We start from the raw sequence: 24,570 nt of genomic DNA, 5'->3' as shown, positions 1-24,570 counted from the left end.
TCGCTTAGGCTCGGTGTGCCTGAGATCAAGATCAAAAGCCAGAGCAACAGCAACAGCAACAGCAAGCAGTCGTGTAGAGACCTACGCAGCGCAGGCCCGCACACCACAAAAATCTCCTAATAACCAGTGCATCTCCGGTTACAAGTTTTTTGTCCTACAAAAATCTCGCATAAACCCTACGGTCGCTGGGATCTGTCCTAGACTCATGACCGATGGGTCCGTTCCAAAACAAAAACCCCGCAAAAAAACTAAACTTTTCAACTCGGCCTCAGGTCAAGTTTTAAGGCAAGGCGAGCACACCGCGATACACGCTACATGCCCGTCCATCCAATCTTTTTGAGCTAACCGTGCAACTGGCATACGCCTTGCCAGTTTGTAATGCGCCTGTGCGCTTGGCCGCAGGAAGCGGTCATCGGAGCTAGTGGCAGCGGGCCATTAGCCGACCAACACGTGGAGAGAACTATGATCAGTGCCGCAGCAAGTATTCAGGGAGAACGTGTTATTCAGCCAGTTGGCGGGTCGACCTCGTTGGTTGATCTCAACACGGTGCGGCCGGTGTCCAGTCATAACCCCAATCGAAAGAAAGTGCTGTTTGTCACCTCCGAGTTTGCCGATCTGGTAAAAACCGGCGGGCTGGGCGACGTTTCCGCCGCCCTGCCCCGCGCCATGGCGCATCTGCATGATGTGCGCGTGCTGATCCCCGGCTACCCGCAGGTGATGGAAAGCGACAATCCGATCCATATCATCGGCGAGCTGGGTGGCCACGCCGCACTGCCGCCGTGCAAGATTGGACGCATGGACCTCAAAGACGGCCTGGTCATCTATGTGTTGATCTGCCCCGAGCTGTACGAGCGCGAAGGCACCCCCTACGGCGCCAACAATGGCCGCGACTGGCCCGACAACCATATCCGTTTCGCCCGCCTTGGCCTGGCCGCCGCCGACATCGCCGCCAACCTGGCGCAGATCCATTGGTGCCCGGACCTGGTGCACGCCCACGACTGGCCCGCCGGCCTGGCCCCGGCGTACATGCACTGGCGTGGGTCACGCACACCGACGCTGTTCACCATTCATAACCTGGCCTATCAGGGCGTGGTCAGCCTGGCATCGACGCCGGAACTGGGGATTCCGCCGCATGCCCTGCAACAGGAAGGCATGGAGTTCTACGGCAAGATGTCGTTCCTCAAGGCCGGCATGGCGTACTCCAGCCATATCACCACCGTGAGCGCCACCTACGCCCAGGAAATCACCACCCCGGAATTCGGCTGCGGCCTTGATGGTTTTCTTGCCGCCAAGACCCAGCAAGGCCTGCTCAGCGGCATTCCCAACGGCATCGACGAAAGCTGGGAAACCTCCACCGATTCGCACCTGATCCACAACTTCAATATCGGCGACTGGGAAGGCAAGGCGGTCAACGCGGCCCATGTACGCGAACTGTTCGGTCTGCATGACTCCACCGGCCCGCTGTTTGCGGTGGTGTCGCGCCTTGTTTACCAGAAGGGCCTGGACCTGACCGAAGCGGTCGCCGGTTTTATCGTCGAGAACGGTGGCCAGATCGCGATCATCGGCCGTGGCGAGCCGGAAGAAGAGCAAGCCATGCGTGAACTGGCCCTGCGCTATCCGGGCCAGGTGGGCGTGCGCATCGGCTTCAACGAGACCGATGCACGCCGCATGTTCGCCGGCAGCGACTTCCTCCTGATGCCATCGCGTTATGAGCCCTGCGGCTTGAGCCAGATGTACGCGCAACGCTTCGGTTCACTGCCGGTCGCGCGCAACACCGGGGGCCTGGCCGACACCATCGAAAATGGCGTCACCGGGTTCCTGTTCAATGAATCCACGGTGCAAAGCTACGAAGAAGCGCTGAGTCGCGCCTTCAAGGTCTTTGCCTTCCCCGGTTTGCTCAACGCCATGCGTTGCCGCGCCATGACCCAGCCCTTCAACTGGAGCCAGGCCGTGGAACCCTACGCCGAACTGTATGAGCAACTCGTGGCCAAGGCACTGGGGAAACAAGCCAAGTAATCAAGGGAGGTCTCTATAGATGCCGTTACGGACTCTGGAAACCTGGCCCCACGGCGCAATCATGCTGGACGCGCAACACACGCGTTTTGCCTTGTGGGCGCCAGACGCGTTTTATGTCAGCGTTGAATTGGAAGACGGTAGATCCATCGCCATGCTGCCTCAGGCGGATGGTTGGTTTGAAGTCGAAATAAAGTGCCCGGCGGGTACCCGCTATCGCTACAACATCGACGGGGAAAAGGATGTCCCCGATCCCGCGTCCCGGGCGCAGGCCTCGGACGTGCATGGCTGGAGCCTGGTGGTCGACCCGCTCGCCTACACCTGGCAACACGCCAACTGGCAAGGCGCCCGTGGCACGAGGCGGTCATCTATGAACTGCACGTCGGCGCGCTGGGGGGCTACGCCGAAGTCGAGAAACACCTGCCACGCCTGGCCGAGCTGGGCGTTACCGCAATCGAACTGATGCCGTTGGCGCAGTTCCCGGGCGAACGCAACTGGGGCTACGACGGGGTTCTGCCCTACGCACCGCAGTCCTCCTACGGCACGCCGGAACAACTCAAGCACCTGATCGACAGCGCCCACGGCCATGGTCTGGCGGTGATCCTCGACGTGGTCTACAACCACTTCGGGCCGGACGGCAATTACCTGGGCCAGTACGCCCAAGGGTTCTTCCAGGAAGACGTGCACACGCCCTGGGGCGCGGGCATCGACTTCAACCGCCGCGAGGTGCGCGATTTCTTTCTCGATAACGCCTTGATGTGGCTGTTGGAGTACCGCTTCGACGGCTTGCGCCTGGACGCCGTGCACGCGATCGACAATCCCGATTTCCTGCAGCAGTTGGCGCATCGGATGCGTCAGCAGGCCGACATCGGCCGGCATGTCTGGCTGGTGCTGGAAAACGAGCTGAACCAGGCCAGTCTGTTGACGCATGACTTCGACGCGCAGTGGAACGACGACTTCCACAACGTATTGCACGTATTGCTCACCGGCGAAACGGATGCCTATTACGCCGACTTTGCCCAAGACCCTACCGCCAAACTGGCACGCTGCCTGGGCGAAGGATTTATCTACCAGGGCGACGCCACCCGCCATGGCCATGCCCGTGGCGAACCCAGCGGGTCATTGCCGCCCACGGCCTTCGTGGCCTTTTTGCAGAACCACGATCAGATCGGCAACCGCGCCCTCGGCGAACGCCTGCATCAGCTCTGCTCGCCCGCCGCGCTCAAGGCTGCGACCACGCTGTTGTTGATGTCACCCATGATCCCCCTGATGTTCATGGGCGATGAGGTCAACGCCAGTGAGCCCTTCCTGTTTTTTACCGATCACCACGGTGAACTGGCCGAAGCGGTACGCGAAGGCGGCGCAATGAGTTTGCCGACTTCGCCGCGTTCCATGACCCCGAGCGACGCGAACGCATTCCCGATCCCAATGCCCTGGCGACCTTCAAGCAGTCATGCCCGGTGTTTGCCGACAACGAACACACACAGCTTTACCGCCACCTGCTGAGCCTGCGTCACCAGCACATCGTGCCCTACTTGCCCGGCAGCGTGGCATTGGGTGCCCAGGTCCTGGCGCAGGGCGCGGTCAGTGCGCGCTGGCGCCTGGGCAACGGCAGCCAGTTGCAGGTCGACCTTAACCTCAGCCCCGCGGCCCTCGAGCAGCCAGCGCCCGGCGCAGTTGTGTTTCAGACGCCTGCCGAGCAAGGCGCGCAACTGCCGCCCTACAGCGCACGCGTCACCCTATCCCCTGTTGGAGAGCACTCTTGAGCGAAGCGAACCTGGAAACTCTCGCCAGCCGAGCGGGCCTGGCGGTCGACTGGATCGACGCCAACGGCCGCCCGCAACGTGTGACACCCGATGCCCTGCGCGCGGTCCTCAAAGGCCTCGGCCACCCGGCCGATACCGATGCCGAGATCGACGCCAGCCTGCGCGAACTGGAGCTGGCGCAACAGGACAAACACCTGCCGCCCCTGATGACCGTCGACAGCGGTCATGGCCTTGACCTGGCGCACTATTTCGAGCCCGACACCCTGTGCCGGGTCTGCCTGGAAAACGGCGAAACCCTGGAACTGCGGCTGGACGATAACGCGGTCATGCCCGGCGTGATCGCCCTCGGCTACCACCAGGTGCACATCAACGACCAGACCTTCACCCTCGCCGTCGCCCCCACCCACTGCTACAGCGTGGCCGAAGCGGTCGACAGCAACCCCGCCCGCGCCTGGGGCCTGAGTGCCCAACTCTACTCGCTGCGCCGCCTGGGCGATGGCGGCTTCGGCGATACCCTGGCCCTGGAGCACTTGGTACGCGCCGCTGCCGAACGCGGGGCCGATGCCCTGGCGATCAGCCCGATGCACGCGATGTTCAGCGCCGACACCGGGCGCTACAGTCCGTATTCGCCATCCAGCCGCTTGTTTCTCAACAGCCTGTATGCCTCGCCCGCGTGCATCCTCGGCGAGCGCGAAGTGCGCAACGCCATCGACACCCTGGGCCTGACGGACGAGTTGCATACCCTGGAACAACACAGCCTCATCGACTGGCCTGCCGCCGCCGCGGCCAAGCAACGCCTGATGCGCGCCTTGTATGAAGATTTCCGCCACGGTCATCACCCACAACATGCCGACTTCCTGAGCTTCCGCCAGGCCGGCGGTGAAGCCCTGGAAAACCACTGCCGCTTCGAAGCCATTCAAACCGCACGCGCGGCGGCGGGCGAAGACCTCGACTGGCGTCACTGGCCCGAGGAATGGCGCACCCCACAGAGCCCCGCACTGGCGCGGTTCGCCGAAGCCAACCGCGACGAGATTGGCTATTTCGCCTTCACCCAATGGCTGATCGCCCGTTGTCTCGAACGCGCCCAACAAGCGGCCAAGGGCAGCGGCATGGGCGTCGGCCTGATCGCCGACCTGGCCGTGGGCGCCGACGGTGGCGGCAGCCAGGCCTGGAGCCGCCAGGATGAACTGCTGGCCGACCTGACCGTGGGCGCGCCACCGGACATTCTCAACCGCGCCGGCCAAGGCTGGGGCATCTCCGCGTTTTCGCCCGAGGGCCTCAAGCGCAATGGCTTTCGCGCCTTCATTGAAATGCTGCGGGCCAACTTCGCCCACGCCGGGGGGTTGCGCATCGACCACGTCATGGGCCTGCAACGCCTGTGGGTGATCCCCATGGGGGCCTCGCCCCGCGAAGGCGCCTACCTGTATTACCCGGTAGATGACCTGCTGCGGCTGCTGGCCCTGGAGTCCCATCGTCACCAGGCCATCGTCCTGGGCGAAGACCTGGGCACGGTGCCGGACGGCCTGCGCGAAAAACTCAGCAGTCGTTCGATCCTGGGCATGCGCGTGCTGCTGTTCGAACAAGGCCACGATGGCCAGTTCAAGCCGATCCTCGATTGGCCGGACAACGCCCTGGCCACCACCAGTACCCACGATTTACCGACACTCAACGGTTGGTGGCACAGCCGCGATATCGACTGGAACATCCAGCTCGGCCTGATCGATGCACCCACCGTGGAGCAATGGAGCGAGCACCGCCTGCGCGAACGCCAGGCGCTGCGCCAGGCCTTGAGCCAGGACCCGCAGAACTTCGTCGATGAAATCCGTAACGAAACCGACCACATGATCGACGCCAGCGTGCGCTACCTGGGCCACACCCGTGCGCCGCTGGTGCTGTTGCCGTTGGAGGATGCCCTGGGTGTGGAAGAACAAGCCAACCTGCCCGGCACCACCGATACCCATCCCAATTGGCGCCGGCGCCTGGCGGGCGAGGCCTCCAGCCTGCTCGACAACGCCGGCGCCGCGCGCCGCCTCGAACTGCTGGCCGTCGCGCGCAACCAAGCCTATGAGCGTGACCGATGAACGCACTGCCCCTGCGCGCCACCCAGCGCCTGCAATTCCATAAAGGTTTCACCCTCGACGATGCGGTGCCGCTGGTGCCGTACTTTGCCCGCCTGGGCATCAGCCACCTGTACGCATCACCGTTGCTCAGCGCCCGCGTGGGCTCCATGCACGGCTACGACGTGGTCGACCCCACCCGCGTCAATCCGGAACTGGGCGGCGAGGCGGCATTGCGGCGCCTGGTCGCAACGCTGCGTGAACATGACATGGGGTTGATCCTCGATATCGTCTCCAACCACATGGCCGTGGGCGGCGCCGATAACCCTTGGTGGCTGGACCTGCTGGAATGGGGGCGCTTGAGCCCGTACAGCGAATTTTTCGACATCCAGTGGCACTCCCCCGACCCGCTGCTCAAGGGCCAACTGTTGATGCCGTTCCTGGGCAGCGACTACGGCGAAGCCCTGCAAAGCGGCACGCTGAGCCTGAAATTCGATGCCGCCCAAGGCGCGTTCCACGTTGACCATTACGAGCACCGATTCCCGATATGTCCACGGGATTACGCCTTGATCCTGGGCAGCGACGAATCGCTCAAACCCCTGGCCGATCGGTTCGCGGCCCTCGCCTATCAAGACGATGCCTATGCCGAAGCCGCCTGGCTCAAACAGGCCCTGGCCGAACGTGCCACCGAGGTGTTGCCGGCCATCGAGCAGCGCTTGGCCGCGTTCGATGGCCGTCAGCCGGAAGGTTTCCAGCGCCTGCATCATCTGTTGGAGCAACAGAGCTACCGCCTGGCCAGCTGGCGCACGGCGGCGGACGATATCAACTGGCGGCGCTTCTTCGACGTCAACGAACTGGGCGGCTTGCGCGTGGAACGCAGCGCCGTGTTCGAAGCCACCCATGGCAAAATCTTCGAGCTGATCAGCCAGGGCCTGGTGGATGGCCTGCGCATCGACCATATCGACGGCCTGGCCGACCCGCGTGGTTACTGCCGCAAGCTGCGACGCCGGGTGGATTCCCTCTCGCCCGAACGGCATTTGCCGATCTTTGTCGAAAAAATCCTCGGCGAAGGCGAGACCCTGCGTGAAGACTGGCAAGTGGACGGTACCACCGGCTACGAATTCATGAACCAGCTGTCCTTGCTGCAACACCACCCGGACGGTTTTGCCCCACTGGCTGACCTGTGGACGCGCCACAGCGAACGGCCCTCGGCCTTTATCGAAGAAGCCCGACTGGCGCGTCAGCAAATCCTCAATGGTTCGTTGGGCGGCGACTTCGAAAGCGTGGCACAGGCGCTGCTGCAGGTGGCCCGCGATGACGTGATGACCCGCGACCTGACCCTGGGCGCGATCCGCCGCGCCTTGCAGGAGCTGATCGTGCACTTTCCGGTGTACCGCACCTATATCAGTGCGCGCGGCCGCAGCGCCGATGACGACAAGGTCTTCCGGCAAGCGCTCGAAGGTGCGCGCGGCACCTTGAACGAAGGCGATTGGCCGGTGCTTGACCACCTGGAACAATGGCTCGGCGGCCAGCCCTGGCGCAACCGCCCGGTGGGGCGCGAACGCAAGATGCTCAAGCATGCCTGTGTGCGCTTCCAGCAACTGACCTCGCCCGCCGCCGCCAAGGCGGTGGAAGACACCGCGTTCTATCGCTCGGCGGTGCTGCTGTCGCGCAACGACGTGGGCTTTTGCACCGAACAGTTCAGCGCGCCGCTGGCCGAGTTCCACGCAGTCAATCAGCAACGCTTGAAGGCGTTCCCCGACAACCTGCTGGCCACCGCCACCCATGACCACAAGCGCGGCGAAGACAGCCGTGCGCGCCTGGCGGTGCTCAGTGAATGCGCACCGTGGTACGCCGAGCAGGTTGAGCACTGGCGCACCCTTGCCCAAGCGTTGCGCGAGGAGGCGAGCGCGCCGTCGGCCGGCGATGAACTGATCCTCTATCAGGTGCTGCTGGGCAGTTGGCCGCTGGACCTGACCGACGACTTCACGGGTTACCAGCAACGCCTCTGGCAGTGGCAACAGAAAGCCCTGCGCGAAGCCAAGTTGCAAAGCAGCTGGAGCGCGCCCAACGAAGCCTACGAACAGGGCGTCGAACGCTTCCTGTCGCGCCTGCTGCTCAGCGCCGAGGGCCAGCCGTTGCGCACGGCTCTCGCCGCTGCCGCCCAGGCGATCGCCCCGGCCGGCGCGCTCAATGGGCTGGCGCAATCCTTGCTTCGCATGACCGTGCCGGGTGTACCCGACCTGTACCAGGGCGCTGAGTACTGGGACTTCAGTCTGGTGGACCCGGACAACCGGCGTCCGGTGGATTTCAACGCGCGGCAACACGCGTTGAACACGCCACCAGACCTCGGTGAGCTGTTATTCAACTGGCACGACGGGCGCATCAAACAGGCCTTGATTGCCCAGGTGCTGGCCTTGCGCAAGGCCCATCCCGGGCTGTTTCGCAACGGCGCCTATACGCCGCTGGAGGTGGTCGGCCAACACGCCGAACACGTGGTTGCGTTCTGCCGTGAACACCAGGGCAAACGGCTGCTGGTGGTGGCGCCGCGCTGGCCCCACCGCCTGCTTGCAAACGGTGTGCATCCGCGCATCACTGCGCAGGTTTGGGGCGATACCCGGCTCAAATTACCGTTCGCCGCACCAACTCAACACTGGAAGGGACTTTTTCACACAGGTGCAGTCACACCAGACAAGGAGCTGTTGATCAGCACTGCCCTGGGGGATTTCCCGGTCAATGTCTTTATCAATCCTGATGATCAAGAAAGCTGAAATTCTCTGTGAGGAGCATTGTGATGAGTACTGAAGACAAACGCATACGCGAACTGGCGCATCAGATCTGGGAGTCGGAAGGCAAACCCCATGGAGAGGATGCACGCCACTGGGAGATGGCGCGCAAGCTGGCCGAATCCGAAGCGCTGACGCCGACCAAGCCTAAACCGGCCGCCAAGCCGAAGACCGCGCCCAAGCCTGCGGCAGCCAAAGCCAAACCCGCGGCGGCCAGCAAACCGGCCCCGCCACCGGCGAAAAAACCGGCGGCGCCGAAAAAGCCCAAACCCTGAGCACCCTCACGACCTGAGCCTCCTTCCGGCGCTGCCGGCAGGGGGTGACCTCACTTTTGATCCTTGTGCGCTGAAATTCCGTCGGCACGGCCGCGTTCGGCCTGAAGAAAATACCCTTGCAGGAGCAACATTCATGAGCAAACCCCATAAGACCCCATCGACGCCGGGCAATGAGCCGTCGCGGATTCGTGAAGGTTTGCCCTTCCCTCTTGGCGCCACCTGGGACGGCCTGGGCGTCAACTTTGCACTGTTCTCGGCCAACGCCACCAAGGTGGAGCTGTGCCTGTTCGATGACTCGGGCGAAGTCGAGCTTGAACGTATCGAACTGCCCGAATACACCGACGAAATCTTCCACGGTTATTTGCCTGACGCCCACCCAGGGCTGATTTACGGCTACCGTGTGTACGGTCCCTATGACCCGGCCAACGGTCATCGCTTCAACCACAACAAACTGCTGATCGACCCCTATGCCAAGCAATTGGTCGGTGAGTTGAAATGGTCCGAGGCGCTGTTCGGCTACACCATCGGCCACCCCGACGACGACCTCAGTTTCGACGAACGCGACAGCGCGCCCTTCGTGCCCAAGTGCAAGGTCATCGACCCGGCGCACACCTGGGGCAACGACCAACCGGTGCGGGTGCCGTGGGACCGCACGATCATCTACGAAACCCACCTGCGCGGCATCAGCATGCGTCACCCCTCAGTCGGCGAATCGGTGCGCGGCACCTGCGCCGGGCTGATGGAAGACGACGTGCTCAAGCATATCCGCCAGTTGGGTATTTCTTCGGTGGAGCTGTTGCCGGTGCATGCCTTCGTCAATGACCAGCATCTGCTGGAAAAAGGCATGACCAACTATTGGGGCTACAACAGCATCGCGTTTTTCGCTCCCGACCCACGCTACCTGGCCAGCGGCAAGATCGCCGAGTTCAAGGAGATGGTCGCGCATCTGCATGAGCAAAAGCTCGAAGTGATCCTTGACGTGGTCTACAACCACACCGCCGAAGGCAACGAGCGAGGCCCGACCCTGTCGATGCGTGGCATCGACAACGCCTCGTACTACCGCCTGATGCCCGACGACAAGCGCTTTTACATCAACGATTCCGGCACCGGCAACACCCTCGACCTGAGCCACCCCTGCGTGCTGCAGATGGTCACCGACTCCCTGCGTTACTGGGCCAACGAAATGCATGTCGATGGCTTCCGCTTCGACCTGGCTACCATTCTCGGCCGCTACCGCGACGGCTTCGACGAGCGTCACAGCTTCCTCGTCGCCTGCCGCCAGGACCCGGTGCTGCGCCAGCTCAAACTGATTGCCGAACCCTGGGACTGTGGCCCGGGCGGCTATCAGGTGGGCAATTTCCCGCCGGGCTGGGTGGAGTGGAACGACCGTTTCCGCGACACCGTGCGCGCGTTCTGGAAAGGCGACGACGGCCAGTTGGCCGACTTCGCCGGGCGCATGACCGCCTCGGGTGAGATGTTCAATCATCGCGGCCGTCGGCCGTACAGCTCGGTGAACTTCATCACCGCCCATGACGGTTTCACCCTGCACGACCTGGTGTCGTACAACGACAAGCACAACGAAGACAACGACGAGAACAACCAGGACGGCAGCAACAACAACCTGTCCTGGAACCACGGCGTCGAAGGCCCGACCGACGACCCGCAAATCAACGCGCTGCGCCTGCGCCAGATGCGCAACTTCTTCGCCACGCTGCTATTGGCCCAGGGCACGCCGATGATCGTGGCCGGCGACGAATTCGCTCGCACCCAGCACGGCAACAACAATGCGTATTGCCAGGACAGCGAGATCGGCTGGGTCAACTGGGACCTGGATGAAGACGGCAAGTCGCTGCTCAAGTTTGTGAAGCGCTTGATCAAACTGCGCCTGGCCTACCCGATCCTGCGTCGCGGGCGCTTCCTGGTGGGCGACTACAACGAAGACATCGGCGTGAAGGACGTGACCTGGCTGGCGCCGGATGGCAACGAAATGACCACCGAGCAATGGGAGGACAGCCACGGGCGCTGCCTGGGCATGCTGATGGATGGCCGCGCCCAGGAAACCGGGATTCGCCGTGCCGGTGCCGACGCCACCTTGCTGCTGGTGGTGAACGCCCATCACGACATGGTCAATTTCCGTCTGCCACCCGTGCCCCAGGGTGAATTCTGGACCTGCATGCTCGATACCAACGACCCGGCGGTGCGCGGCCAGGAGCGCTTTGATTTCGATCACGAATACGCCGTCACCGGCCGCTCGCTGTTGCTGTTTGAACTGCAGCGCGAAGACGAGGCGTGAAATGGACCAGCAGGGATGCCTTCAACACCACCGGGACTACGCGGACACGCACGCCCTTGGCGAGGCACTGAAGGCGCTCCAGGCCGAAGGCCTGGACCACTTGCCGCTGCCCGGCAGCGGCGAGACGTTGGCACGGTTCAGTCGGTTGGCGCAGGTGGCCGCGCACGACCTGCGCTTGTGCAAGTTGTTCGAAGGCCACACTGATGCACTGGCGATCATCGCCGAGCTGCACAGCCCACTACCGCCGTTGGGCAGTACCTGGGGCATGTGGGCCGCCGAACCGCCGACGGCCAAGGTGTGCGTGCAGCGCCAGGGCGAGCGCGTGCGGGTGACCGGGCGCAAGGCTTGGTGCTCGGGCGCGGCGGTGGTCAGCCACGGGTTGTTGACGGCCTGGGATGAAGAAGACCGTCAGCAACTGGTGGCGGTGCCGATGCAGCAGCCGGGGGTCAGGGTGACGGATGAAGGCTGGAGCGCAGTCGGCATGGCGGCGACCGGCAGCGTCGAGGTCCTGTTCGACGACGCGCACGGGGTTGCCGTCGGCGGCCCTGGCGCCTACCTTGGCCGCCCCGGTTTCTGGCAAGGCGGCATCGGCATCGCGGCGTGCTGGTACGGCGCGGCGCAACGCCTGGCAGAGGCGCTGCGCGAGCAGTGCAACCAACGCCCGGAACCGCATGCTCTCGCCCACTTGGGCGCCGTGGACAGCGCGCTGTACGCCGCTGCCTGTGCATTGCGCCACAGTGCCGCACACATCGACCGTGCGCCCACCGCTGACGCCCGGCTACTGGCCCAACGCACACGGGCCTGCGTCGAAGAGTGCGTAGAACAGGTGATCCACCATGTGGGCCGGGCGCTCGGTGCCGGGCCTTTTTGCAAGGACCGACACTTTGCCCAACTGATGGCGGACTTGCCGGTGTATGTGCGCCAAAGCCATGCCGAACGCGATCTTGCCGGTCTCGGCGAGCTGGTTGCCGGCGAACCCGCAGGGAGGTGGCAACTATGAAACCCAACCCGATCGTCGGCCAGGGCACGCCGTTGCACCGCTGGCAAGCGTCGTCGCGCATGGCCGAGTTGCCGCTGATCAGCGTTGAACAGTTGGTGCCCGAGGGCCATCGCGCGGTGATTGTCGCGCCACACCCGGATGATGAAGTGCTGGGCTGTGGTGGCCTGTTGCAAGGCTTGGCCACGCTGGGTCGGCCGATGCAACTGATTTCGGTCACCGATGGCAGCGCCAGCCACCCCGGTTCGCGTCGTTGGCCGGTGGAACGCTTGAGCGTGGTGCGTCCGCAGGAGTCGGCGCAGGCCCTGCATCGACTGGGTCTGCCGCTGCACAGCCTGAAATGGCTGCGCGCGGGGTTTGCCGACAGCCACGTCGCCGACCGTGAAGCGCAGTTGGTGGAGTTTATCCAGCGCTACCTCAAGCCCACCGATGTGGTGTTTACCACCTGGCGCGAGGACGGTCACTGCGACCACGAAGCCGTCGGCCGTGCCAGCGCCAAGGCGGCGCAGGCGGTAGGCGCCGCGTTGTATGAGTTGCCGGTGTGGACCTGGCACTGGGCAACCCCCGAGGACTGCCTGGTGCCGTGGCACCGCGCGCGTAAAATCCCCCTGACCTGCGAAGCCGTCGCCCGCAAGCGCCATGCCATCCATGCCTTCGCCAGCCAGCTGGAAGGCGACCCGCAAATCGGCCTGGCGCCGGTGCTTGCGCCCTATGTGGTGGAACGCTTGCTGCAACCTTTTGAGGTGGTATTTGTATGAGTGTGGCCACGCCCTATTTCGACCGACTGTTTGCCGGCAACGATGATCCATGGGCCTTCCGCCAACGCTGGTACGAACGGCGCAAACGCGCATTGACCCTGGCGTTGCTGACCCGACCGCGTTATGCCTCGATCTTCGAACCGGGGTGTGCCAATGGCGAACTGAGCGCCGAACTGGCGCCACGCTGTGATCGTCTGCTGTGTTGCGACACCGCCGCGGCGGCCGTGAGCCTGGCGCGTAAACGCCTGCTGGGTTTCCCCCATGCCCAGGTGCGGCAGAGTCGGCTACCCGAACAATGGCCCGAGGGCCAGTTCGACCTGATCGTATTGAGTGAGCTGTGTTACTACCTTGACGCCGATGACCTGGGCCGTTTGATCACCCGCGCCCTCAGCGCGCTGAGCGCCGATGGCCAGGTGTTGGCCTGCCATTGGCGTGCGCCCATCGAGGGCTGCCCTCAAACCGCCGAACAGGTGCATGCCCTGCTGGGACAGCGCCTGGGCATGACGCGGCTCGCCGGCCACCATGACCCTGATTTCCTCCTCGATCTGTGGAGCCGTGATGGTACCTCGGTCGCCTGCCTGGAGGGTCTGCGATGATCGGCATTCTGATCCCGGTGCACAACGAAGAGGCATTGTTGGCCGAGTGCCTGGACGCCGCACTGGTCGCGGCCAGCCACCCGGACCTGCATGGCGAAGCGGTACAGATCCTGGTGGTACTCGACAGTTGCAGCGACGCCAGCGCGGTCATCGCCAGCGCCTACCCGGTGCAGTGCCTGGACGTGCAAGCGCGCAATGTCGGGCATGCGCGTGGCGTGGGCGCGCGTCACCTGCTCAATGCGGGCGCACGCTGGATCGCCTGTACCGATGCCGACAGCCGGGTCTCTCCCGACTGGCTGGTGGCACAGCTTGCGTTGGAGGCGGATGTCGTATGCGGCACCGTCACCGTCGATGCCTGGAGTGAGGATTTCGACACGCCGGCGCAGATTCGCTATCACCAGGGATACGCGGCGCGGGACGGGCATCGGCATATCCACGGCGCCAACCTGGGAGTGAGCGCAGCTGCCTACATACGCGCCGGGGGCTTCGAGCCGCTGGCCTGCCACGAGGATGTGCAACTGGTGCGCGACCTTGAACGCTGCGGCGCGTCCATCGCCTGGAGTCACCGCCCGCAAGTCGTCACCAGCGCACGTCTGCAGGCCCGCGCCCAGGGTGGCTTCGGCGACTTTTTGAAGAGCCTGGTGTGCGCGACCTGAAAAAAACCAAGGGGCGAAATGTGAAAACCTTCAATCCTTGTCTATGCTCATGACGCCTTGCTGATCATTCAAGATTGAATGGTCACGCAGCACCACGGCGGAGCCTGTGGTGAATAAAAGAGAGTCGTCCCGTTATCGGGCACGACCCCGCCTCAATCGACAAGGACGTGATACCCCATGAAGCCTGCCTGCTTAAGCGAAGGTCGTCGCGGCCCCACGCAAATCTGGAACAGCGCGCCGCAACTGGCGCAAATCCCGCCGATCACTGCCACCTCGCTGGTGCCTCCGGGCGCGCGCGTGGTCATCATCGCGCCGCACCCCGGCGATGAAGTGCTGGCCTGCGGCGGCCTGTTGCAATTGCTCAGCACCCTGGAGCATCCACTGCAACTGATCTCGATCACCGACGGCAGTGCCAGCCATCCCGGCTCTCACACCTGGCCGGCCAGCCGCTTGAGCGTGGTTCGGCCCCAGGAAAGTGCCGAAGCGCTGCGCCGGCTGGGCATGCCCTTGCACAGCCTGAAATGGATCCGCGGTGGTTTTTGCGATAACGCCCTGGCGGCCCGCGAGCCGCAACTGAGCCAATTTATCGCGCGGTATCTGCAACCGGCCGATGTGGTGTTTACCACCTGGCGTAACGACGGCAATGGCGACCACGACGCCGTCGGCCGCGCCAGCGCCAAGGCGTGCAGCCTGGTCGGCGCGCAGTTGTATGAGGTGCCGATCTGGGCCTGGCACTGGCCCGCCCGCGAAGGAGCCGTGTTCCCCTGGCATCGCGCACGCAAGGTACGCCTGAACACCTGGGGCGTGGCGCGCAAGCTTCATGCGGCCCACGCCTACGCCACCCAACTGATGGGCGACCCCGAGATCGGCCTGGCGCCGATACTGGCGCAGGTGCTGCTGGAGCGTATGCGTGAGCCGTATGAGGTTGTGTTTGTGTAGGGCTGAAGGGAGCACAATAAGTAGCTCCCAACTGCCTTGCATTTACTCTTCTACCGGCCTGCATTTGACGATGTATTTGTCTGCGTCCTGCCAATCCTCCCTTTTGCGCATCTGTGCTACTGCTTCGTCAACGTCTGACGCTTCTATGCTGTCATCCGCTTGCCTGGCTTCAGCTCCCTGCCCGTTATTGATTGTCATGTCATACACGGCACAATCGAAGTTGGCCGCCCAGCTCAGGGCAGGCGCCATCATCAACACTAGGGCAACGGGTAACACACGTGCTGTTTGAACGTTCACAGTCGTTCTCCTCGTAGGTGGGTGGCTGTCTCAGCCGTTCGCCGGGCACACCGACCACGGGATCACCTGACGGCCACGCCATGAAGCCCATTGGCCTCGACCCTCTACTTTCATCCACTACCGCTTCGTTCCCAGCCTGTTCAGCATAGTCAATGCAACACCGCGAACCACTCGTACCTACCTGTTATTTCTGACAGTAGCGCTCTGCAGGATGTGTGCTAGCGTCTAAAAAGCGCTGCACGGGCTCATGTGCAGTCGAGAAAGCCATGCCAACCCTTTGCATTGGCCGGTGTTTTCAGATGCAGGTAACCCGTAGTCCCTGATCCGTATCGCGCATCACGTTGTCATGGTCTGGCCCGCGCCTGTTGTTGCAGGTGCCGGGGCACCCTTCCCGTTAGTCGAGGACGGATCATGCACACACGGTTATCACCTTTGCTTTACCTGGGTTTTGCCTGCTCGGCGGCCCTGGCGCCCTGGGCTCAGGTCAGCTACGCGGCCTGCGCCATCGCCCCCACCGCCGGTGACGACACCTACACCTGCAACAGCGGCACTGCCGCCGGTTTTACCGACAGCGGCGGCAACAACACACTGACCATGAGCGGCACCGGCACTGTCACCGGCAATGCCAGCTTCGGTGCGGGCAATGATGTCGTCACGTTCCTCGATACCAGCACCAGCATGCGCATCGATGGCACGCTGGACCAGGGCGACGGCGCGAATATTTTCCAGATGAACAACGGCACGATCACCGACGCGTTGATCCAGGGTGCCGGTACGGACATTGTGCAAATCAGCGGTGGCAGCATCGGCGCGGTGAGCCAGGGCAGCGGCATCGACAAATTCGCCATGAGCGGCGGCACCATCGCGTCCCTGGCGCAGGGCGATGGGCTGGACGATTTTGTGATGAACGCCGGCGAGATCACCGGCGCTTTCTTAGATGGCGACCACGCGCTGATGACCGGCGGCCGTATCGGCCGAGTGGACATGAAACTCGACGACAACCTGTTCGATATGCGCGGCGGAGAAATCATCGGCAACCTGGTGACCGGCTTCGGAAAAGACACCATCATCGTGTCGGGCTCCAGTTTCATCGGGGGCAATATCAGCGTCAGCGGCGGTGATGATGCAGTGACCATCACCGGCGGCACCGTCAACGGGCAAATCCTGCTCAGCTTCGGCAACGACGTATTCAACTGGACGGGCGGCAACCTGCACTCCTTCGTGCTGGCCGGCGCGGGTGACGATACGGCGTTGCTGCAAAATCTGGTGAATACCCAATTGGCAGCGACAACCCTGATCGATGGCGGCCCAGGCAACGACAAGCTGACCCTGGACAACACCAAGGCCAACGACCCAGGCCTGTTTGCCAACTGGGAAAACATCCAGATGGACAACGGCGCGCAACTGAGCCTGGGCGGTACGCTCAAGCTCGGTGACAGTGACACCGGGACCGGCACATTGAGCCTCGATGGTACGAGTGAACTGCTGGTCACTACCGGCGTAATCGAGGCGTTTAACCCCGGCCAGTTGGTCAACGTCAACAACCGTGGCCTGATCGATATGACCGGCAGCAGTAACGGCCCCCACGACACCCTGACCATCAACGGCAACTACACCGGCGACGGTGCGCGACTCAAACTGGACACCCAGCTCGGCAGCGACGGCTCACCCAGCGACAAACTGGTGGTCAGTCAGGGCACCATGACGGGCTCTACCAGCATCATCGTCACCAATGCCGGCGGTGCCGGTGCCGAGACACTGCAGGACGGTATCCAGGTCGTGCAAGCCCTCAACGGCGCCACCAGCAGTGCCAGTGCCTTTACCCTCGACGCGCCCGTGTCCGTCGGGGCATTTGAGTACTTTCTGTTCAAAGGCGGTGTCACGGCCGGTACGGAACACAATTACTACCTGCGCTCCACAATACCGGTTACGCCGTTGCCCGAACCCGAGAACCCGCCCGTCCAATTGCCCGAGCCCGTCGTAGGCACCCCGCCACTGCCGCCAAACCCAGGCATTACTCCTATTCCGATCTACCGTCCGGAAGTGCCAGTGTATGCCGCACTGTTCCCGGCCGCGAAACAGATCGTGCAGGGCATGCTGGGCACCTATCACGAGCGCATGGGCGATCAGCGCCAGCAACAGCACACCGGCGCATTTCCAGCGGGTTGGGGTCGCGTCTATGGCAGCAGCAGCAGCCAGGGTTCCGCCGGTACGGTGAACCCGACACTGCGCAGCTCGGTGACCGGCTTCCAGGTGGGCAGCGATGTGTACGCCGGCACTCTGGACAATGGCCTGCTGCAACGCCTGGGATTTTTCGTCGGCCATAGCCGCCTGAGGGGCAATGTCAAAGGCTTCAACGAGGGCTGGCAGGACAAGGACGCCGGCACGACCACCCTGCGCGGCGACAGCCTGGGGGTTTACTGGACGCTGATCGGCGCCAACCAGGCTTACGTGGACCTGGTGCTGATGGGCACGCGCTTCAACGGCAACAATGAGTCGGACCGTGGTGTGAAGGTGAAGACCCGTGGCCATAACCTTGCCGCCTCCATCGAAGCGGGCTGGCCTTTCAAAATCACCCCGAACTTAGTCCTGGAACCCCAGGCCCAGTTGATCGCCAGCAAGAGCCACCTGGACAGTCAAAACGATGGTATCTCGGACGTTTCATACGATGCCAACACCAACATAACCACGCGCCTGGGCGTTCGCTTGCGCGGCGAGTATCAAGTGCGCGGCATGCCGTTTGAACCTTATCTACGTGCCAACGTGTGGCACACCAGCGCCGGGCAAAACACCGTCACCTTCAACGACGTGACGGACATCGACACCGAGCAGAAGTCCACCACGCTGGGGTTGAGTGTCGGAGCCACGTTGCAGGTCGCCACCGGGGTCAGCGTCTACAGCGAGGTCGGCTATAACCGCAACCTGGACAGCAACACGTTCAACGGCCGTCAAGGCACACTTGGCCTGAGGATGGAGTTCTAGCCCGCGCCGATGGCCTTGAAGCGTGAAAACCGGAAGGCAATCGCCAGCCAGATAAACCAGGCCGGCATCACGCACAGCGCCAGGCGTGTGTCCGGCCGCAACGCCAGCAAGCACAGCACAAACGCGAGGAACGCCAGGCTGAACCAGGCCATAGGAACACCGCCCGGCATTTTGTAGACCGATGCAGCGTGCAGGTCCGGGCGCTTCTTACGGTAGGCGATGTAGGACGCGAGGATGGTCGACCAGGTAAAAATCACCAGGATCGCCGACACCGTCGACACGATGGTGAAGGCGGTCATCACCTCCGGCACCACAAACAGCAGCACCAGGCCGAGCACCATCAACAGGGTGGTAAACGCCAGGCTGATAAACGGCACGCTGCTGTGCGACAGACGCCGGAATATTCCCGGCGCATCTCCCAGGTCGCCAGGCCGAACAACATGCGGCTGGCGGAAAACACCCCGCTGTTGGCCGACGACGCCGCCGAGGTCAGCACCACGAAATTGACGATCCCCGCCGCGGCCGGAAAGCCTGCCACCAGGAACAACTCAACGAACGGGCTCTTGCTCGGCGACACCTGCTGCCATGAGGTCACGGCGATGATGCACGCCAGGGCCAATACGTAGAACAGGATGATGCGCAGCGGAATCGAGTTGATCGCCTTGGGCAAGGTTCTCTCCGGCGCGCGGGTTTCGGCGGCGGCGGTGCCGATCAGTTCGGTACCGGCGAACGAAAAGATCGCCATCTGGAACCCGGCAAAAAAGCCGAACAGGCCATTGGGGAACGCCGCCTGTTTATCCAGCAGATGGCCCAACGAAGCGGTCACCCCGGTGGGTGACACAAAGGAACTGGCGATCAGCACCACACTCACGCCGATCAGCGTCAGCACGGCGATGATCTTGATTATCGCGAACCAGAACTCGACTTCACCGAACAACCTGACGGTGAGCACATTCAACGCGAACAGCGTCATTAGCATGCCCACGGCGGGCATCCACGCCGGGACGTCGGGAAACCAGTACTGGAAGAATTCGCCGACCACCACCGCATCCCCCACCACCGCCACGCTCCAGCTCAACCAGTACGACCAGCCAAGAAAGAACGCCGCGCGCGGCCCCAGGTATGCGCCGGCAAAGTCAGCAAAGCTCTTGAAGTTAAGGTTGGAGAGCAGCAGCTCACCCATGGCGCGCATCACGAAATACACGAACAGGCCGATGATCATGTAGATCAGGATGATTGAGGTGCCGGACAGCGCGATGATCTTGCCGGAGCCCATGAACAGGCCGGTGCCGATCGCACCGCCCATGGCCATCAATTGGATGTGGCGGTTGCTCAGGGTGCGTTGCAACGCAGGCTTTTCATAAAGCCCGGGCGTGGTTGTTTTCATCACAAAACCTCTTGTTATGTTTTTGAGTTTTGGCAGAAAAAAGGCGGTAGAGCGTTTGTTGTTATCGGGTGGCCTTGCTTTCGAAACCGTGCAGCACGTTGACGGCGTTGATGCCGATCTCATCGACCATGTAGCCGCCTTCCATCACGAACAGCGTCGGCACGCCCACGCTGGCGATGATCTGGCCCATGCCGATGAAGTCTTCGCTGTCGAGCAGGAAGTGGCTGATGGGGTCGTCCTTGAAGGTGTCCACGCCCAGGGAGATCACCAGCACTTCGGGGGCAAAACTTCTTAATTGCCGGCACGCATCGGCCAGGGCGGTGTGGTAGTGGTCCCACGTGGTGTTTTTGGGCAGCGGGTAATTCAGGTTGAAACCCTCACCGGCGCCTGTGCCTTGCTCACTGCGTGCGCCGGAAAAATATGGATAGGACACCGCCGGGTCGCCATGCAGGGAAATGAACAGCACGTCCGGACGGTCGTAGAAAATATTCTGCGTGCCGTTGCCATGGTGGAAATCCACATCCAGCACCGCCACGCGTTTCGCGCCCTGGGTAATGGACTGCTGCGCGGCAATCGCAGCGTTGTTGAGGTAGCAATAACCGCCCATGTACTCGCGGGCCGCGTGGTGACCCGGTGGGCGGCACAGAGCGAAGGCGCTGTGGTGGCCTTCGCCGATCAGCGCCAGGCCGGTGAGCGCGATGTCTGCGCTGGTCTTCACCGCCTGCCAGGTGGTGGCGGTGATCGGCGAACCGGCGTCCATGGCAAAAAAGCCCAGCTTGCCGTCGATGAAGTCCGGCACCTGCTGGTTGGCCAGGTCGCGTACCGGCCACACCAGCGGCAGTGCGTCATGGCTGCGGCCGATGGCGGTCCACTCGGCCCAGGCGTTTTCGAGGAAGGCGACATAGCGCTCGCTATGGGCATTGACATAACAGGCACGGTCGAAGGCGCGCGGCACAATGATGTCGCCCAGCCCCACGTGCCGGACGCGGTCGCGCACGGTGTCGGCACGGCTCGGTTGTTCGAACGAGGGTTTGAGCACACCGTCCTTCAATTCGGTGCCGTGGTGCAAACGGTGGTCATCGCTAAAAACAGTCAGCATGGGTGTGCATCCGCCAGTAAAAGACAAGCGTCATTTTGTTCTGGCGGCAAGGGGATTTCTTTGCTTTTACTTCTGGCACTGCTAGATTTATCGGGTGTTTTTACCAATATGGCAGCCATAAATGAAAAATAAAACCAAGCAGGTCGTTCTTGACGACACCGATCTCGCCATCCTGGCCTTGCTTCAGGAAGACGCGAGCATTTCCAACGCGCAACTGAGTGAGCGCCTGGCCCTGAGCCTCACGCCCTGCTGGCGTCGGCGCAAACGCCTGGAGGAAGAAGGCGTGATCAAGAGCTACCAGGCCAACCTCGATCGCAAAATGCTCGGCCTGGACATCATGGCGTTTGTGCACGTGCGCTTTGCCATCCACACCGACCACGCACCGGATGCCTTCGAAGCGGTGGTCAAGGACCTGCCCGAGGTGCTCTCGTGCCACAAGATCACCGGCGATGCGGACTACCTGTTGCAAGTGTTGGCCGAGGATCTGGACAGCTACAGCGAGTTTGTCGAGAGCGTGCTGCGGCGCCAATTGGGCATTGCCTCGATCCAGTCCAGCCTGGCGTTGCGCGAGGTGAAAGCGACGAGTCGGGTGGCGATTCCACAGCGCGATTAACGCTGCCCCGCTTGGCGGGTGGCTAAAAGCCTGCCGAGCCCAGGACTATCACGGCCTGTTCTACGCCGTCACCGAAGCCGACCTGGGCGAAGACACCACCCTCACCCTTGGCTACTCGAACCAGAAGGACAAGACCAACTACTTCTGGGGCTCCGCCATTATCGGCCAGGACGACCATCACCTGGACCTGCCGCGCGCCTACAACCCTGGCACCGATTGGGATCGCGGTGCACGTCGAACAAGCCGTTGAACATGCCGGCGTCGCCAGCAAACAGATCCTGCGCGGTCAGGAACACGACTCGATAATTTCCACTTGAGCGTGCATCATCGTGCCCCCTGTCGCGTCGTGGCAACGCTGCCCATTCGAGCGGACGCACTACCCGACTCTCAAACAAGGAAGTTCAATGAGCATTCCGCTCCCCCTCTGGCTCATTCTCACGGCCTATACCACTTACATTGCAAGCAAACGCGGGCGCTCAGGCCCCAGATGGTTTGCAATCGCACTCTTCCTTCCAGGCTTGGCGCTGATCGCCGTATTGTTAATGCCACGGTTGGCCAAAACCGGTGTTGACGCCTTGGTGCACGAAGACCTGCGCCCCTGCCCCGCCTGTAATCAACCTATCAAGACAGTAGCTTTGAGCTGCAAGCACTGTGGCGCGCAAGTTGAGCCGATTGCCCTTAGAGATCGCAGCGGCTGGGTAGCGCGCATGACTGCCGAGAGTGATGAAGCGTTTGAACGAATGGCGGCACAGATGGCACGCATCGACATACCGACCGTCCTTGATGAGCCACCTCATCTTTTCGCAGGCCCGTTTGAAGAAAAGGCCGAGGCGCAGAACGTGCTCAATTACTTGAAGTCTGAACATGGGCTTGATGGACTGGTGACATGGCGGACCGTGTGCAGATAGCGAAAAAGCGCGCTGAGATCATTGCGATCCAGCGCGCCGACATCATCGGACAAGGGGCAACCCATACCTCACCTCCCCCAGTGTCACACCACCCTGCGCAGGGTGCGCTCACTGCCTGTGTCCTCGACACACCCTGCCCTGCGATAAAATCGGATAGCTCGCGCATTACCGGTCAAGACCCAAAGCGTCAAACATTGATAGCCCTGTTCCTTCAAGTACTGCAGGCCAGCGTTCCACAAAGCCAGCCCGACGCCAGCTTGCCAGTGGTGGGCTAATACGTAGAGGGCCGTGACTTCACCCGCGTTTCTCCCAGCCGCATCGTCGTCACGGCTGGCTCCAACCGATATCCAGCCGACGATCTGGTTGCTGCGCTCCGCGACCCAGACGTGGCACTCGCGCGATTCAATCGCGCGATTCCAGGACGATTCACGCTGAGCCAGGGTCGCGTCCAATGAACTCAAGTATTCGGCAGGCATCAGGTCACGATATGCCGCTTGCCAACTGCTGATATGCACCTGAGCGATGGCCGTTGCGTCGGCGGGTAATGCCTGGCGAATCATGGCGGACTCCTTGTTCGTACGCTGGATACGCATTAAGTATCCCAACCGTTCATGACCGTTGATATTCGCAGACTGAATCAAGCACATGATCACCGCCGCGCCTTCTCCACGATGGAGCAAGTCATACGACCTCTTAATTAAAAATCGAGTTAACCTCATCTGTCCGTGCCAAAGAAATCGCTCAAAAACTCGGAAAATCACGTAAAAAATCCGTCATATATAAAGCTAACCGATCAAAGTCCTTCCTTGCCCCCGCGACTCAAACACGCTACAAATACCCCCAATGTTGTACGACAACATAAAAATAATTCCCCATCCTCGATGATGTGGCCCACTGCGCGAGTCCTTTTCCATGACACCCCCTGCCCCCGCTCTATTTCCCCGTCCTATTGCCGTGTTGATACTGCTCTGCATGGGCTGCGCCTTCGCCGGCAATCACGTCGCCGCGCGCGTCGCCTTCGACGATGGCGCCGGGGTATTGCTGGCCATTGTGCTGCGCTCCGGGGGGACGTTGCTGGTACTGGCCGGGTTGGTGTTGTGGCAACGCCAAAGTCTGCGCCTGCCGCGCGGTGCCTGGCGCTGGCAAGTGCTGCTGGGCCTGCTCATCGCCGCTCAAAGCCTGTGTCTCTACTCCGCCGTGGCCCGCGTGCCGGTCGCGCTGGCGTTGCTGGTGGCCAATGTTTTTCCGATCTTGCTGGCACTGCTCACCTGGGCATTGGGTGGCCCCCGCCCCACGGCCCGCACCGCCTTACTGATGGGCTTGATTCTGGCGGGGCTGGTATTTGTGCTGGACGTACCTGGGCGTCTTTCAAGCGATACGAGCCTTGGCCCGCAATGGCTGATCGGCGTCAGCCTCGCCCTCTGCGCTGCCTTTGTATTCGCGGGCGCGCTGTGGATCACCGACCATAAACTGTCCCAGGTACGCGGTTCGGTGCGCAGCCTGCTGACGATTTTCATCGTGTTCAGCAGCGTCAACCTCGCGGGCCTGAGTGGCGCCCTTCCCGGCGGTCTTAACCCGCCGGCAACCGCGACCGGCTGGCTGGCACTAGCCACGTTGATGGTGCTCTATGGCACAGCCTTTATCGTGTTATTCATGTCGGTGCCTCGCCTGGATATGCCGCGCAATGCCCCGGTCATGAACATTGAGCCGCTGGCGACGTTGTTGATGGGCTGGATCGTGCTCGACCAACTGCTTAGCGTCGGGCAGATGATCGGAGGGGTCATTGTGGTGACGGGAATCGTACTGCTGACTTATCGCAAGTCTGCCCGGGCGCCCGTCAAGGTTAAGGTGACGTGAATCTCGATATAGCAACGAAGGTTCATTTATATCCAGCACCATAGCTGTCGAAACCTCCCACATAAGCGCCGGATAAGCTCTACTCCCCCGCCCTGAAAACCTCTGCAAAGTCCCTCGCCTGAATACACAGCGCGAGGGAGTGCAGATGGTTTGTTTTGTGATAGCCCAGGTTGATGGGGCCGTGTCTTGATTCCGGTCATCGCCAGTCTGGTCCTGGCCCCCCCATGGATGCAAGGCGCCGGACGTTGAAAGCGTCTTGCGTGATTTTTTCGGGCGTGTCAACACCTTTGA

General features: G+C 62.3%; 16 protein-coding genes and 4 pseudogenes. 16 read left to right on the top strand and 4 right to left on the bottom strand.

What is annotated here, in order from left to right; translation table 11 throughout:
- Positions 1-462: 462 nt before the first annotated feature.
- The 11 genes and pseudogenes from glgA (at position 463) to JWR98_RS22195 (ending at position 15,136) form a co-directional block, all read left to right on the top strand.
- The gene (gene glgA, locus JWR98_RS22245; RefSeq protein WP_078733358.1) at positions 463-2,016 is read left to right on the top strand and encodes a glycogen synthase GlgA; all 1,554 of its coding nucleotides are present in this window, start codon (positions 463-465) and stop codon (positions 2,014-2,016) included.
- A gap of 19 nt (positions 2,017-2,035) precedes the next feature.
- Positions 2,036-3,779: pseudogene (gene treZ / locus JWR98_RS22240) on the top strand (malto-oligosyltrehalose trehalohydrolase).
- Complete coding sequence (gene malQ, locus JWR98_RS22235; RefSeq protein ID WP_205491212.1) at positions 3,776-5,860, top strand: 4-alpha-glucanotransferase; 2,085 nt, start codon at positions 3,776-3,778, stop codon at positions 5,858-5,860. Before treZ ends, malQ begins: the two are co-directional and overlap by 4 nt.
- Positions 5,857-8,607 (top strand): malto-oligosyltrehalose synthase, encoded by a 2,751-nt coding sequence (locus JWR98_RS22230; protein WP_205491211.1) that lies wholly within the window; start codon positions 5,857-5,859, stop codon positions 8,605-8,607. The genes malQ and JWR98_RS22230 overlap by 4 nt, the downstream gene beginning before the upstream one ends.
- Positions 8,608-8,630: 23 nt before the next feature.
- Entirely contained in the window at positions 8,631-8,897 is a 267-nt protein-coding gene (locus tag JWR98_RS22225) for a DUF2934 domain-containing protein (protein WP_003174187.1), read from the top strand.
- Positions 8,898-9,030: 133 nt separating this feature from the next.
- Positions 9,031-11,190: a glycogen debranching protein GlgX gene (gene glgX, locus JWR98_RS22220; protein WP_003174188.1), complete on the top strand. Its 2,160-nt coding sequence runs from the start codon at positions 9,031-9,033 to the stop codon at positions 11,188-11,190.
- 1 nt (position 11,191) lies between these two features.
- The gene (locus tag JWR98_RS22215; RefSeq protein ID WP_078733362.1) at positions 11,192-12,190 is read left to right on the top strand and encodes an acyl-CoA dehydrogenase family protein; all 999 of its coding nucleotides are present in this window, start codon (positions 11,192-11,194) and stop codon (positions 12,188-12,190) included.
- On the top strand, positions 12,187-12,945 hold the full coding sequence (locus JWR98_RS22210) for a PIG-L deacetylase family protein (protein WP_078733363.1): 759 nt from the start codon (positions 12,187-12,189) through the stop codon (positions 12,943-12,945). The genes JWR98_RS22215 and JWR98_RS22210 overlap by 4 nt, the downstream gene beginning before the upstream one ends.
- A complete protein-coding gene (locus tag JWR98_RS22205; RefSeq protein ID WP_205491209.1) occupies positions 12,942-13,541 on the top strand; it encodes an SAM-dependent methyltransferase in 600 nt (199 codons plus the stop codon). The genes JWR98_RS22210 and JWR98_RS22205 overlap by 4 nt, the downstream gene beginning before the upstream one ends.
- Positions 13,538-14,197, top strand: a complete 660-nt coding sequence (locus JWR98_RS22200) for a glycosyltransferase family 2 protein (RefSeq protein ID WP_078733365.1) — start codon at positions 13,538-13,540, stop codon at positions 14,195-14,197. The genes JWR98_RS22205 and JWR98_RS22200 overlap by 4 nt, the downstream gene beginning before the upstream one ends.
- 177 nt (positions 14,198-14,374) lie before the next feature.
- Entirely contained in the window at positions 14,375-15,136 is a 762-nt protein-coding gene (locus tag JWR98_RS22195; protein ID WP_205491207.1) for a PIG-L deacetylase family protein, read from the top strand.
- A 42-nt stretch (positions 15,137-15,178) separates the two neighbouring features.
- Here the strand turns inward: JWR98_RS22195 and JWR98_RS22190 are convergent, their stop codons facing one another.
- Positions 15,179-15,433, bottom strand: coding sequence for a hypothetical protein (locus JWR98_RS22190; RefSeq protein ID WP_078733367.1), 255 nt, complete (start codon positions 15,431-15,433; stop codon positions 15,179-15,181).
- Positions 15,434-15,844: 411 nt separating this feature from the next.
- Here JWR98_RS22190 and JWR98_RS22185 point away from each other — a divergent pair, with 411 nt between their 5' ends.
- Positions 15,845-18,415: an autotransporter family protein gene (locus JWR98_RS22185; protein WP_205491205.1), complete on the top strand. Its 2,571-nt coding sequence runs from the start codon at positions 15,845-15,847 to the stop codon at positions 18,413-18,415.
- On the opposite strand, the pseudogene JWR98_RS22180 reads toward JWR98_RS22185, so the two are convergent.
- Both JWR98_RS22180 and JWR98_RS22175 read right to left on the bottom strand, forming a co-directional pair.
- A pseudogene (locus tag JWR98_RS22180) lies at positions 18,412-19,802 on the bottom strand (amino acid permease). The gene JWR98_RS22185 and the pseudogene JWR98_RS22180 sit on opposite strands and share 4 nt — an antisense overlap.
- A gap of 61 nt (positions 19,803-19,863) precedes the next feature.
- On the bottom strand, positions 19,864-20,901 hold the full coding sequence (locus JWR98_RS22175; protein ID WP_205491203.1) for a histone deacetylase family protein: 1,038 nt from the start codon (positions 20,899-20,901) through the stop codon (positions 19,864-19,866).
- A 121-nt stretch (positions 20,902-21,022) separates the two neighbouring features.
- Here JWR98_RS22175 and JWR98_RS22170 point away from each other — a divergent pair, with 121 nt between their 5' ends.
- From JWR98_RS22170 to JWR98_RS22165, 3 genes and pseudogenes are all read left to right on the top strand, one after another.
- The gene (locus tag JWR98_RS22170) at positions 21,023-21,514 is read left to right on the top strand and encodes an Lrp/AsnC family transcriptional regulator (RefSeq protein ID WP_003174200.1); all 492 of its coding nucleotides are present in this window, start codon (positions 21,023-21,025) and stop codon (positions 21,512-21,514) included.
- A gap of 40 nt (positions 21,515-21,554) precedes the next feature.
- A pseudogene (locus tag JWR98_RS29590) lies at positions 21,555-21,737 on the top strand (hypothetical protein); the annotation flags it as partial.
- 181 nt (positions 21,738-21,918) lie between these two features.
- Positions 21,919-22,422: a zinc ribbon domain-containing protein gene (locus JWR98_RS22165; RefSeq protein ID WP_078733371.1), complete on the top strand. Its 504-nt coding sequence runs from the start codon at positions 21,919-21,921 to the stop codon at positions 22,420-22,422.
- Between the two features lie 42 nt (positions 22,423-22,464).
- Here the strand turns inward: JWR98_RS22165 and JWR98_RS22160 are convergent.
- Positions 22,465-22,982 (bottom strand): annotated as a pseudogene (locus JWR98_RS22160) (GNAT family N-acetyltransferase).
- A 352-nt stretch (positions 22,983-23,334) separates the two neighbouring features.
- Here JWR98_RS22160 and JWR98_RS22155 point away from each other — a divergent pair.
- Positions 23,335-24,279: an EamA family transporter gene (locus JWR98_RS22155; protein WP_205491201.1), complete on the top strand. Its 945-nt coding sequence runs from the start codon at positions 23,335-23,337 to the stop codon at positions 24,277-24,279.
- Positions 24,280-24,570 lie beyond the last annotated feature (291 nt).

The sequence above is a fragment of the Pseudomonas lactucae genome, assembly GCF_016937615.1.
Lineage (GTDB): Bacteria > Pseudomonadota > Gammaproteobacteria > Pseudomonadales > Pseudomonadaceae > Aquipseudomonas > Aquipseudomonas lactucae.
This window is presented reverse-complemented; position numbering and strand designations above follow the sequence as displayed.